Origin of the sequence: Clostridium fungisolvens (assembly GCF_014193895.1) — a bacterium.
Classification (GTDB): domain Bacteria; phylum Bacillota; class Clostridia; order Clostridiales; family Clostridiaceae; genus Clostridium_AR; species Clostridium_AR fungisolvens.
Genome location: NZ_BLZR01000001.1, coordinates 1,050,737 through 1,063,278, shown reverse-complemented (window position 1 = coordinate 1,063,278; position 12,542 = coordinate 1,050,737). Strand labels below are relative to the sequence as shown.

The 12,542-nt window shown below is 30.6% G+C and carries 7 protein-coding genes and 2 riboswitches; of the genes, 1 reads left to right on the top strand and 6 read right to left on the bottom strand.

Annotated features, from left to right (window positions below):
- Positions 1 to 144: 144 nt before the first annotated feature.
- From bsdtw1_RS04125 to bsdtw1_RS04115, 3 genes are all read right to left on the bottom strand, one after another.
- Positions 145 to 1,368 (bottom strand): homoserine dehydrogenase, encoded by a 1,224-nt coding sequence (locus bsdtw1_RS04125; protein WP_183276336.1) that lies wholly within the window; start codon positions 1,366 to 1,368, stop codon positions 145 to 147.
- 17 nt (positions 1,369 to 1,385) lie between these two features.
- Positions 1,386 to 2,249 carry a homoserine O-acetyltransferase/O-succinyltransferase family protein gene (locus tag bsdtw1_RS04120; RefSeq protein WP_183276335.1) on the bottom strand — a complete coding sequence of 288 codons (864 nt, stop codon included), beginning with the start codon at positions 2,247 to 2,249 and terminating at the stop codon, positions 1,386 to 1,388.
- Between the two features lie 487 nt (positions 2,250 to 2,736).
- Positions 2,737 to 2,847: riboswitch (SAM riboswitch) on the bottom strand.
- 150 nt (positions 2,848 to 2,997) lie between these two features.
- Positions 2,998 to 4,986 (bottom strand): APC family permease, encoded by a 1,989-nt coding sequence (locus tag bsdtw1_RS04115; protein ID WP_183276334.1) that lies wholly within the window; start codon positions 4,984 to 4,986, stop codon positions 2,998 to 3,000.
- A gap of 520 nt (positions 4,987 to 5,506) precedes the next feature.
- On the opposite strand from bsdtw1_RS04115, the gene cobC reads away from it, so the two are divergent.
- On the top strand, positions 5,507 to 6,109 hold the full coding sequence (gene cobC / locus bsdtw1_RS04110; protein WP_183276333.1) for an alpha-ribazole phosphatase: 603 nt from the start codon (positions 5,507 to 5,509) through the stop codon (positions 6,107 to 6,109).
- 44 nt (positions 6,110 to 6,153) lie between these two features.
- On the opposite strand, the gene bsdtw1_RS04105 is transcribed toward cobC, so the two are convergent.
- From bsdtw1_RS04105 to bsdtw1_RS04095, 3 genes are all read right to left on the bottom strand, one after another.
- A complete protein-coding gene (locus bsdtw1_RS04105) occupies positions 6,154 to 7,908 on the bottom strand; it encodes a helicase-related protein (RefSeq protein WP_183276332.1) in 1,755 nt (584 codons plus the stop codon).
- A gap of 436 nt (positions 7,909 to 8,344) precedes the next feature.
- Complete coding sequence (locus tag bsdtw1_RS04100; protein ID WP_183276331.1) at positions 8,345 to 9,748, bottom strand: NAD(P)/FAD-dependent oxidoreductase; 1,404 nt, start codon at positions 9,746 to 9,748, stop codon at positions 8,345 to 8,347.
- 25 nt (positions 9,749 to 9,773) lie between these two features.
- Positions 9,774 to 9,877, bottom strand: a riboswitch (purine riboswitch).
- A gap of 110 nt (positions 9,878 to 9,987) precedes the next feature.
- The gene (locus tag bsdtw1_RS04095; RefSeq protein WP_183276330.1) at positions 9,988 to 11,946 is read right to left on the bottom strand and encodes an endonuclease MutS2; all 1,959 of its coding nucleotides are present in this window, start codon (positions 11,944 to 11,946) and stop codon (positions 9,988 to 9,990) included.
- Positions 11,947 to 12,542: the final 596 nt, after the last annotated feature.

Here is a 12,542-nt window from a genome sequence, read left to right as displayed (position 1 = left end):
CGAAGTATTTTATCTATATAATGTATTTCACTTTTAAATTATAGGATTATCTCAGGTATTTACAATGCTACTTTTTTTAGATTTGCAGTGCTTTTTCAATGTATTAACAATGAAAAAAGTCAACTATATTCAGTTGACTTTTCGCTAGCTTACTTTTAGTATTCTTTTTACATTGTTGACGTAGGATAGCTCCTTTAATAAGATTAAACCTTCTTCTATCTCACCTTCTGTATATCCATCAACCAACAAGCCTATCTCATTATCAAATATATCAATAAACTCAGCGGTCAAAAATCTTCCATTCAATTCTTTAATAAGATTCTCCTTATTATCTGTATGAATTCTTATAAGACTTTGTACTTTTTCTTTTAAATTTGACTCTATATTAAACTTATCTTCTGAGAAGCTATTTATTACAATACTATTTTTATTTAGAGCTAGATCAATAATATCTCCATATACAGCTGAAGCTGTAGGAAGCATACCTGCTCCACTTCCTTTAAACACTAATTCGCCAACGGCATCTCCGCTAACAATAACTGAATTAACTTCATTGTTTACTCTGTAAAAGTCAGATTCACTATCTATCAGCACAGGTTTCACAGAAGCAAAAACCTTATTTTCTTCCTTCTTGCTATAAGATAATAGCTTTATTTTACAGTTCGCTCTCTTGGCATATGCGAAATCCTTACTATCTATAGATGTTATACCTTCTACATCTATATCCTTCCAAAAAACTCTCTTTTTAAATGCTAAAGTTGATAAGATAGCAAGCTTTCTAGCTGCATCGTACCCCAATACATCTGAATCTGGATTTGCTTCAGCAAAACCTAGCACCTGTGCTTCTCTCAGAGCCTCTTCATACTCCACCCCTTCTTCATACATCTTCGAAAGTATGAAATTAGTAGTCCCATTTATTATGCCTTTTACGCTTCTTATTTCATTACCGCTTAAGGATTCAGTAAGAGGTTTTATAATTGGTATTCCACCTGCAACTGAAGCTTCAAACTTTAATGAAACTCTATTATCCTTAGCTAATTGAAAAAGCTCATCACCATATTCTGCAATCAAATCCTTATTAGCAGTAACCACATGCTTTCCAAGGCTTAAAGCTTTCTTTACGTATTGGTACGCAGGGTTAATTCCACCGATCACCTCTACAAGTATATCCCAATCCTTAGAAAAAACTTCCTCAAAACTATCTGTTATTTTATCACTTAGTTTTTTCTTAAGATGCTTTTCTTTATGTTTTACTAGTATTGTTTCAACATGAATTTCAGCTTCTTCATCTTTACTTTTGTTCTTTTCTATTAATTCTATAAGTCCTGTTCCAACCACACCGTAACCTAATACTGCTATCTTTTTCATATAAGCCTCCCTTTTCATTAAAGTCCTACTATAAAATTTTTAAGCCAGTTATCATATAACCTTATTCCATCTTCTTTCCAGCTTTCAATTATGTCATTACAAGGATCATTCTCTACAAAATAATTTTTTGGTATATTTATCGGTAATCCCTTGTTCAAATCTCTAAAATACTCATTTTTTAAAGTTTCCTTATGATATTCACAATGACCTAGTATATACAAAGAATTGTCATCAACTATTACATATTCTCCTGCTTCATCTGATTTTGCTATAACCTTTAAAGCCTTACAAGCTTCTACATCTTCACTTACTAGTTTTGTATGTCTAGAATGAGGAGCAAAAAGATTATTACTTACACCTTCTAGAACCCAGTGACTTTCCAACTTATTATGGTCAAATATTCCAAAAATTTTCTCATCACAAAGTTCTTTACGAATTCCATGATAATGATTTAATGCCGCTTGAGCCCCCCAACATATAAATATGGATTTTTTATTACTCTCCTTAGCAAAATTAAGTATTTCATTTAATTCATCTATATAAGATACTTCTTCAAAATCTAATTTTTCTACTGGTGCTCCTGTTATAATTAAACAATCCAATTCATTTTTAATATCATTAAAAGCTTCATAATTTTCAATTAAGTATTCTTTTGGTACAGACTTGCATTCATGCGTTACAAGCCTTATAAACTTAACTTCCATACTTAAAGAAGTTCTAGATAGCAATTCTAAAAGCTGCCTTTCTGTCTCGTACTTATTTGGCATTAAATTTAGAATCCCTATTTTAGGTAAGTTCTTTTCAACTCTGTCTATTACAATATTTTTATTATATTTTATTAAATCTGCTCCCACTAATTTTGCTTTACAGTATATAGTCATACCTGACTTACCTCCCCAAATTAAAATCTATATATCGATAAACTAGTTCCAAATGAAATCTAAATTTGATAATCCCATTACCATTAATAGTTAACACAAATGTTACTTAGGTTTATTGGATAGAACTAGATTATCTATTCCGCTGAACTGATAAACTACTTCAGTCCTCAAACTCCAAATAAAGATTTCGATGGTTCTACGAATCTTTATTTGGATAAATTCTAATATGAAGTAGTTTATATATAGAAAAAAAGACCACCTAATATGACTTTAAAAAAATCATAGGCAGTCTTTTATCAGAAAATAATCCGTTATAGATGTACCACTTCGTATTAAAACTTCGCAGTTTCCAAACGAACTAGTACATCTTTAAAACTATCTCTATAGAAAAATACTTAATAAAAAATAAAAGCTATTTTTCTATAGAGATAGAGAAATAGCTTAAAAAACATTGCAAATATACAATTTCAATGTGTTTAGCATATATCTATTATCTCTCAGGAATATAATCCTGCAGGATTTAGCACAATTCTAGCTAATGACTGCTAGCTGTTGCTAGGCTTCAAAGGGCCAGTCCCTCCACCGTTCTTGATAAAAGACCTAAATATTCAATTATGTTTGCTATAATTATACAAGAAAAGTCTATAGGTTCAAATATCCAATTAGGATAATAGGAGAAAACCGATAGGCTATAACTCTAATTTTCTCCTATTATCTCTATTTTTTATCACTTTTCTCTTTTTTTCTATTAATTGCTTTCTTTACTATTCTTATCAATTTGCTCAGTCTTTTCGATTTTGCACTCTTTTTCATGAGTTTCTTTTGTTTCTTTACACTTAAAACACTCTTTATCAGTATACTCTTCTAATACTTTTTCCATGTTTTCAGTATCATAATCATTTTCTATAATAAATGGAACAGATATAACAGCTATGTTTCTTCTCTTAAGTAAGGTACTTCTTAAGAACATTGCAGTTTGGTTATGCAGTGCATTTCCCCACCATTTCTCTGCATTGAACTGAGGTATTACAACAGTAACCATATCCTTTTTACTTGGTCTAAAATCACTATTCTCTATAAAATCTACTAATGGATTAACAACTTCTCTATAATCAACGTCTCTTATAATAAGAGGAATTCCCATTTCATATTTATCCCATTTTTCTTTAAGCTTTGCTGTTTCCTCTTCATCCGTAGATGCATGGAAAGCAGTTATATCATCAGATAAACATTTTGCATAGTTTATTGTTTTTACAACAGCTTCATTTAAAGCTCCTACTGGAACTATAAATCTTTTAGCAGCATTACTATTAAATACTGGGAAGTAGTTATTATCTAAGCTTAATTGTCTAGCAACTTTAGCGTAATGTCTTCTTATTCTCTTCATAAGAAGCATTAATGATGGGATAAGGATTATAACTACCCATGCTCCATGCTTAAACTTAACTATAGATATTACGATTAAAGTTATAAATGTTATTGTTGCTCCTAAACCATTTATAAAAGCTTTATGCTTCCAACCTGGTGCTTTTGTTCTAACCCATCTCATTACCATACCACTTTGAGATAAAGTAAAGGATATAAATACACCAATAGCATATAGAGGTAACATTAAGTGGTTTTCACCCTTAAATACAATTACCAATATAGCTGCTGCAACTGCAAGTAATATTATACCATTTGAGAAGCTTAATCTATCTCCTCTTTTAGCAAACTGTCTTGGTGCAAATCCGTCCTTAGCTATAAAAGAAAGCAATAATGGAAAATCTGAAAAAGCTGTATTCGCAGCCATTATAAGGATCAAAGTAGTAGCAAATTGCATTACGAAAAATAATAAACTATTTTGCCCAAAAACTTGACCAGCAATTTGAGATATAACTGTTTTATCTCCACCAGCCGTTGTATGATAAATTGTTGATAGGTAAGATACTCCACCAAATATTATGACAACTATTAAAAACAACAGACTTAATACTCTTTTTGCATTCTTAGTTGCAGGTGCTTTGAAGTTAGCAACTCCATCACTAACCGCTTCTATACCTGTAAGAGCTGTACAACCTGCTGCGAAAGCTCTCAAGAATAAGAACAATGTCATGTCTCCAATTGTATTTTGCATTTGTGCTACTTGAGCTGTCTCAACTGGAACATATCCGTATATAAGATATTTAATTACACCAACTGCTATCATTAATAAACTAATGAACAGAAAGAAGTATGTAGGTACGCTGAATAACTTAGCTGATTCCCTAACGCCTCTTAAATTACCAACAGTCATTATAGTTATTATAAGTAAAGTTAATGGAACTCTAAACTCTAGCAGTGCCGGAAATGCTGAAGTAATTGCTGCAACACCAGCTGTGGAACTTACAGCTACAGTTAATATATAATCTGTAGTAAGTGATGCACCTGCTAGTAAGCTTGGTGTTACACCTAAGTTCTCTCTTGAAACTATATATGAACCTCCACCTTTAGGGTAGCTATCGATAGTTTGTCTATAAGAAAAAATCAAGATACATAATAATGCAATTATTGCAGCAGTAACATATATCAAGTACTTGTATGAAAGAATACCCATTACTGGAATGAGCACTATAAGTATTTCTTCACAAGCATATGCGACTGAAGAAATTGCATCAGATGATAGTATTGGAAGACCTCTGAATACACTAAACTTTTCATGTGTGATTTGTGATGATTTTAAGGGCTCACCAATAACCTTTCTTTTTATCTTTTCCATAAGAATCCTCTCCCGAAAATATTTCTAAATTATTAATGGAACAATTTCGTATTATATCAGTGTGTGATATAAGCTTCAAATTCTTTAAATTGATTTAAATTCATAATATATTAACATATTGTAAGATGTAATGATTCTATTCATGTTAATTACCTATTTATAGTCGAAAAACGTCTAATACAGCCAAATTTAGCATGTACTATTTTTTTGTATTTTCACAATTTTAAAGCAAATATTACTATTTTAATTGGTATATACTATATGTTAAAACCACCAATCGGAATTATGAAAACATTTAACCCGTTGGTATCAGCTACTTGTATTCTTTTATAAACTTGCTATATAATTTAATAATCAACTAATATTGTTTGTTTTTTAATAATCTTACTTTTACAATTCTTATATGATATATTCTTTAAATAAGTAGCATTATTTTATTTAAAATATTAATTATTACTCATCTTAACTATATATAATACAACTTTCTTAACTCATTGCATGAAAAAGAGGTGATAAATATATGATTATTTATTTAATAAGACACGGGCAGACAGAATGGAATCAAAACTTTAGATATCAAGGAAGTAAAGATGAAGAATTAAATTCTAAAGGACTAGAACAGGCTAATAATATTGCTGAGACCTTAAAAAATTGTGATATTAGAAAAATATATTCAAGCCCCTTAAAAAGAGCTCTAAAGACTTCAGAACCTCTTGCTAAGAAACTTAATATCAATGTGGATATTATAAATGAATTTAAAGAGATCAATCTTGGTCAATGGGAAGGTAAGACCTGGGATGAAATAAAAATTGAGTATAAAGAGTTTTTAGAAACTTGGTCAAAAGATATTGCAGCTATTGCTCCTCCTGAAGGCGAATCTTATCTGGAGCTTAAGGAAAGAGTTTTTAATGCACTCTATTCTCTTTTACCTTACAATAATAGCAATATAGCTATGGTATCTCACGGCGCTGTTATTAAAGTAATTTTATGCACTATCTTACAGATGCCACTTCAAAATAGAGCTGCACTAGATATTCCAAACGGAAGTATAAGCATCATAGAATATCTTGAAGATAAAAATTCTTTTAAAGTATTAGCTGTAAATTCAAACTATAACTTCTGAAACAAAAAACAGCCTAATGATTTAGCACAATCATTAGGCTACTTTTATAAATTCAATAGTATCTTGTTAATTTCTTCACTCACATTTTTTCTTTCTTCATATACCCATTCTTCATCAAAATCAAGCTTAAAATTTCTTGAGAATGAGTAATACAAATTGATTTTTTGATAATAGTTCTCCAATTCTTTTAAATCATAAAACTTAAGACCAGGCTTTGTCAGTGTATTACTTTTAGCAACAAAATGCTCATCTACATAATTTATAAAAGCATTCATTATATCCTCGTTTGATATATCTATCGGAATTCTCATAAGCTTCCATTGCTTTTCTTCCGGTATCTTATAGCCTTTTACGGCATCAAGGATAACTAAATATTCACTAACATCCATTTTTCTATAATAATGTAGTTTTTCTTTTTTTGTACTCCACAAAGCTAACTTTTCTCTTAAAGATAAGCTCTTTATTTTTAATATTTCTTCACTTGGTCCTAGAACTGCTTCTTCTATTACTTGATCTTCTACTAAAAGATTCTCTTCAATAAAATTCTGGTTATTGCCACTACAAGCAACGAAGCCTTCATCATAAATTCCTTTTCTTCCTGCTCTACCACCTATTTGCTTTACTTCCTGACTTTTAAGAAATCTAATTTCATTTCCATCAAATTTCTTTATATCCATGAATACTATTCTTTTTATTGGAAGGTTAACGCCCATACCTATAGCATCTGTAGATATCAATATTTTACTGCTGCCGCTTATAAAACTTTCATATTGCTTTCTTCTTACTTCAGGTGGAAGATCTCCATATATCAAGCTGGCTCTCATACCCAAAGAAGAGTAATGCATTCCAAGCTCTAATACTCTCTTCTTGGAAAATACAACTAGAGCATCACCTGGATTTATGTCTTTTAATGTGAAAGCTTTCTCGTCTACTATCAAAGGAATCTGTCTTTTATATTCAATTATCTCATAGTCATCCTCACAGTCTTCTAGTATTTCAAGCAAAAGTTCTTTTGAATTTTTTGCACCGCAGACATGTATCTCTTTACATCTAAGTCCAAGCAACGCTCGGGTCCAGGCAGCCCCTCTCTGATCATCATCTATCATTTGAATCTCGTCTATTATAGCTATCTCATATTGTTCATTTATATCAAGTTTCTCTATTGTGCAAGAAATATGCTTCGCATCTTCATGTATTATTTCTTCTTCACCAGTTATAAGGTTGCATTTTACACCTTCGTTGTTAAGTCTTTCATAATTTTCTAACGCAAGTATTCTTAAAGGAGACAAGTATATCCCTTTTTCGCATTGCTTTAATCTTTGCATTGAATTATAGGTTTTTCCAGTATTAGTGTCTCCAAGGTGTAAAAATATCTTTCTTTTTATAGCTCTGGCTCTCCTATATTCATCCTTAGGATTTCTAGGGAATACTTCATCAAACTCTTCTGATATTATCTTTGGTATATGTTCAGCAATAAGAACACCTATAATCCCCGAGCTAACATAGCTTTCAAAATTGTTTCTTACAATCGAATAAAAATCAAAAAATGAATTATTCTTTTTATTATAATCCTCAAGAAGTCTCTCAGAAATATAATTTAAAACATCAACATAACCTTCATATACTTCATCATAATCCCTAAGTTCTTCTCTTCTAAATTGACTTAGCTCCTTAAGCTTTTTTCTAACTGAAGCTTCATGTTCCCATAATGCATTTGTTTTAGTATGTCTTACTATTTCATCAATTTGTTTAATTTGATTCTTTATCTTTCTAAAATTTCTCTCATCTGCTCTCTTCATCTAATTCACCCCTATGCTGACGTCGAAACCCGCATATTTTCTATATTTTTATATTGTTATATTTTTACAATGTCATAATGCTATAATTCTATAATTATCTATTTTCTTATCTACTAAAAATTTATGGGCACCCGTGTATTTTTTATATAGATGCCTGGCTGTCTTAATACTATTTTATCAACTTTTCCCACTAGAAATCAACTTACTGTATTTATAAACGAATATGCTTTATACATTCTTACTTTTATCTTTAAAACACGGATTAAACTATATTCTACTACCAATACTATTATTGAGCCCAAGTAATAAATTCACTATAACTCTAATTTTCCACAAACTTAAACTTTCAATACTCTTAAAAATAAGTTTAATTATATAGTTATCTATATAAAAATAGGCCGAGAAAAAATTCTCAGCCTAAATTTTAATTATTCTTCTATTCTTCACAAAGGTATCTACCCATTAGTATTCCCATCACTGAAGCCATCATAAGCCCTCTTGTCCACCCGCTGGAGTCTCCTAAACAGTGAAGATTTTTTATATTTGTTTCAAATTTTTCATCTAAAGTAATCTTATTGCTATAAAACTTTATTTCAGGTCCATATAATAAAGTTTCACTACTTGCAAAACCAGGCACTACAACATTCATAGCTTGAATAAAATTAAGTATATTAGTCATAGTTCTATAAGGGATAGCTGAAGTTAGATCTCCTGCCACAGCATCTGGCAATGTATATCTAACATTTGATCTATCCAGTTCATGATCCCAAGTTCTCTTTCCGTCTAATATGTCACCATATCTTTGAACTAAAATCTTTCCATTACCAAGCATATTTACAAGTTGAGCTACTTTTTTACCATATTCTATAGGTTGATTAAATGGTTTTGAAAAATTATGAGAACTTAGTATAGCTAAGTTTGTATTATTTGATTTCTTTTCTTTAAAGGAATGACCATTAACTATTGCTATATTATCATCATAATTCTCTTGGGCAACAAAGCCTCCTGGATTTTGACAGAAGGTCCTAACCTTATTTTTAAAAGGTGCTGGATAGCCTATAAGTTTTGATTCATAAAGAACTTCATTAACCTTTTCCATTACTTCATTTCTTAATTCCACACGAACCCCTATGTCTACAGTTCCAGCATAATGATTTATATCATGCTTAACACACATATCATTAAGCCAGTCAGCACCTTTTCTTCCAGTACCTACAATAACCTTATCACCAAATACTTCCTCATCCTGTGATTTTGTCATAGCATCTGTTATCTTAATACCTTTAGCTTCCCCATCTTCTATTATTAAATCTGTGACTAAAGTATCAAATCTTATTTCTATTCCTGCTTCTATCAAATAGTTTTCTATTCTATAATAAAGTTCATGAGCCTTTTCAGTTCCAAGGTGTCTAATAGGGCAATCCACTAGCTTTAACCCTGCTTCTATGGCTTTCCTTCTTATTTCCTTTACTTCTTCCTCATGACCAAGTCCTTCAATTTTCGGATCTGCTCCAAATTCTAAATATATATTATCAGTATAATCTATAAATTCTTGTGCTACATTTGCTCCTATAAGTTCTGGTAGATCTCCACCTACCTCATAGCTTAGAGATAACTTTCCATCTGAAAAAGCGCCAGCGCCAGAAAATCCTGTAGTTATATGACAATAAGGCTTACAATTTACACAGTATTTTGTTTTTTCTTTTGGGCAATGTCTCTTATCTACACTTTTTCCTTTTTCAACAATTAAGATTTTCTTATCTTTGTTTTGTCTTACTAGTTCTAATGCTGTAAATACTCCTGATGGGCCTGCACCTACAATAATGATATCATATTTCATAATAACCATCCTCCTCAAAATAACTGATGACTGTATTTTTACTTATAGCCAAGAGCTTTTTACGGTAGCTCGGTAGATACATCTAGCCCATATTGCTAGATTTATATAAGTGAACATTATTAAGTTTATAAGCAATAATATTCTTCCCAATACGAAAGTTTACAACAAATCAGTAAGAAATACAACAGTTTTGTTTAGAAATAAATGTTAACTTTTTATTACTTTTACATTTTATTTAGCTACTCTTCTTCAAGTATTAATCCTTCTTTTTTTCCTTTATTTAAAAGTTTATTCACTTTCCTGTATTTCTTACTTTTAAACACTATATCAAAGTCATAATCTTCCGGATAAAGCTCACCTTTACTAATATATTTAGAAAGTCTCTTTTTGTTAATCTTTATTTTCTTTTTCATTACCATAACTCCATATTCGCCTTTTGAATTTTCTTCTTCGCATATAATGCCAGTTCTATTCATGAAGCTAATAAATACTGAGTCACCTATTTCAAACATTGGCTTCTGACTTTGTTTTTGTCTCTCTATCTTTTGGTTAATCTTATTAGAAGATTTTATATTAGAAACTTGTTGATAGTGTTTTTCCTTCTCCTCTTCTATCTCATCTTTTTCTAAAACCTTTTTGTCAAAGATTATATCACCATAATCTTTATTTTCCTTATAAGTTACCTCATGAGCTCTTTCTATTATTTTGCTATCCATTCCTAGCCTAAGCGCTATTAAAAACGCATTACTTTCACCAGGTCTACCTATATTAAGTTTGTACTTTGGCTTCAGTGTATTTACATCAAATTCCATAGAACCATTGATAAAGCCTTTGTGATCTTTAGCAAAATCTTTTATTTCATTATAGTGAGTAGTAGCACAGATAATTGAGCCTTTCTCATAAAGTTTTTCTAAAACAGCTACGGCTATTCCCATACCTTCTCCTGGATCTGTTCCTGATCCAACCTCATCTAATATTACCAAGGTATATTTATCTGCCATCTCTAGAATATTTATAATATTTTTTATATGAGAAGAGAAGGTACTTAGACTTTGTTCAATGCTCTGCCCATCACCTATATCTGCTAGTATATCCCCTAACATCGCAAATTCACTATTTTTCCCTGCCGAAACATGCAGTCCTGACTGAGCCATCATGCTTAACAGTCCAACTGTCTTTAACGCTACTGTTTTTCCACCTGTATTAGGCCCTGTAATTACAAGTCCTTTATACTCTTCACCTATAGTAAAATCTAAAGGAACGGCATTATTTCCTAGTAAAGGATGCCTTCCTGAGTTTATCTTTATTATATTCTGAGAATTGAATGTGACCTCATTTCCATCGATAGACTTACTATATCTTCCTTTTGCGAACAGGAAATCATAATAACTCATCCCCTCGATATTTATATTAAGCTCTCTCTCATAGGAGGCAACCATAGCAGTAAGTTCAGACAGAATTCTATATACTTCTTTCTCTTCTTCAAACTTTTCCCCCTCAAGTTCATCTTGATATTTCTTTACTTCAGCTGGTTCAATAAATACGGTAGATCCACTTTGAGATTTATCATGAATACTGCCATCGAAATTTCTTTTATGCTCACTTTTAATAGGAATAACATATCTTCCATTCCTTTGACTTACTAATGAATCTTGAATATAACTTTTATATTTGTCGTTTCTTAAAATATTATCTAACTTAGATTTGATTCTCTCTTCTAAAATAAATATCTTTTTTCTAATCTTTTGAAGCTTATTACTTGCCCTATCATCTACCATACCCCTAGAAATTGATTTTTCGATTTCTAACTCTACTTCTTCCATTTCATATAATGATAAACCATAGGAACTTACTGTTGGTGCTACTTGTTCTTTTGTTTTCATAAAGTTCTTAAGTCTTCTTACATCTTTTAATAAACTACCTATGGACTCAAGCTCTTCTGCAGAAAGTATCATACCCTTTTTCAGCTTTTCTTGAATGATAGTTATTCCTTTTAAACTATGAATAGGAATACTTGAACTTATATTTACTATTGCTCTTACCTCTGTTGTTTCTCTCATATGCCTTTTAGCAACATTTATATCCATATATGGTTCTAACTTATCTATCTTTTCTTTAGCCAAATCTGATAATGCAAATTCCTTTAATACGTCCTTTATTTTATTAAACTCTAATATTTCAACTGCTTTATTATTCAATTTTTATTCCTCCGATATTTTTATAGTTTTGATTTGCTCTTTTACCTTTGATTGATTTACCTACAATGCTCATATCTCATTCCTCCTAGGATTTTTTTAATATTTAACTTTATACTGCTTTTAAAACTATCTATCACTTAAACATAGTCTTAGTGAAAATTTTTATATAAAAATCGTTAATGCAACTTTAATCATAAAAAACTTCTAAAATCATTGAAACATCTAAGTATAGCTACTTTGAAAATTTTATAATTTCATATAAAACAAAAAAGCTGCAAGTGAAAAACTTCTTCACTTACAGCTTTGCATTTCATTTTATATCTCATTAGGTATATCTTCAAAGATACAACACTTCACTCTGAAATCTATATTTAACCTCCATCTTATTTCTTAGATGAGAGTTTGAAAATATAAATTTTATTATGAAGTAGTACATCCATATCTGAGAGCTTATTAACGCCTCTGCCTTTCCGAATGCATATGAGGAAAATTTGGCAGGTAAATAAGCTTTATTTTTTACTGTATAACCATAAAAAATTTCTAAAAGCATTGAAATTTCTAAGTTTAGCTAACTTGAAAATTTTATAATTTCCTAT

Bases quoted from the DNA above. Each gene is read 5' to 3' on its own strand.
- bsdtw1_RS04125 (WP_183276336.1), bottom strand. From the start codon at position 1,368: ATGAAAAAGATAGCAGTATTAGGTTACGGTGTGGTTGGAACAGGACTT.
- cobC (WP_183276333.1), top strand. From the start codon at position 5,507: ATGATTATTTATTTAATAAGACACGGGCAGACAGAATGGAATCAAAAC.
- bsdtw1_RS04120 (WP_183276335.1), bottom strand. From the start codon at position 2,249: ATGACTATATACTGTAAAGCAAAATTAGTGGGAGCAGATTTAATAAAA.
- bsdtw1_RS04115 (WP_183276334.1), bottom strand. From the start codon at position 4,986: ATGGAAAAGATAAAAAGAAAGGTTATTGGTGAGCCCTTAAAATCATCA.
- bsdtw1_RS04105 (WP_183276332.1), bottom strand. From the start codon at position 7,908: ATGAAGAGAGCAGATGAGAGAAATTTTAGAAAGATAAAGAATCAAATT.
- bsdtw1_RS04100 (WP_183276331.1), bottom strand. From the start codon at position 9,748: ATGAAATATGATATCATTATTGTAGGTGCAGGCCCATCAGGAGTATTT.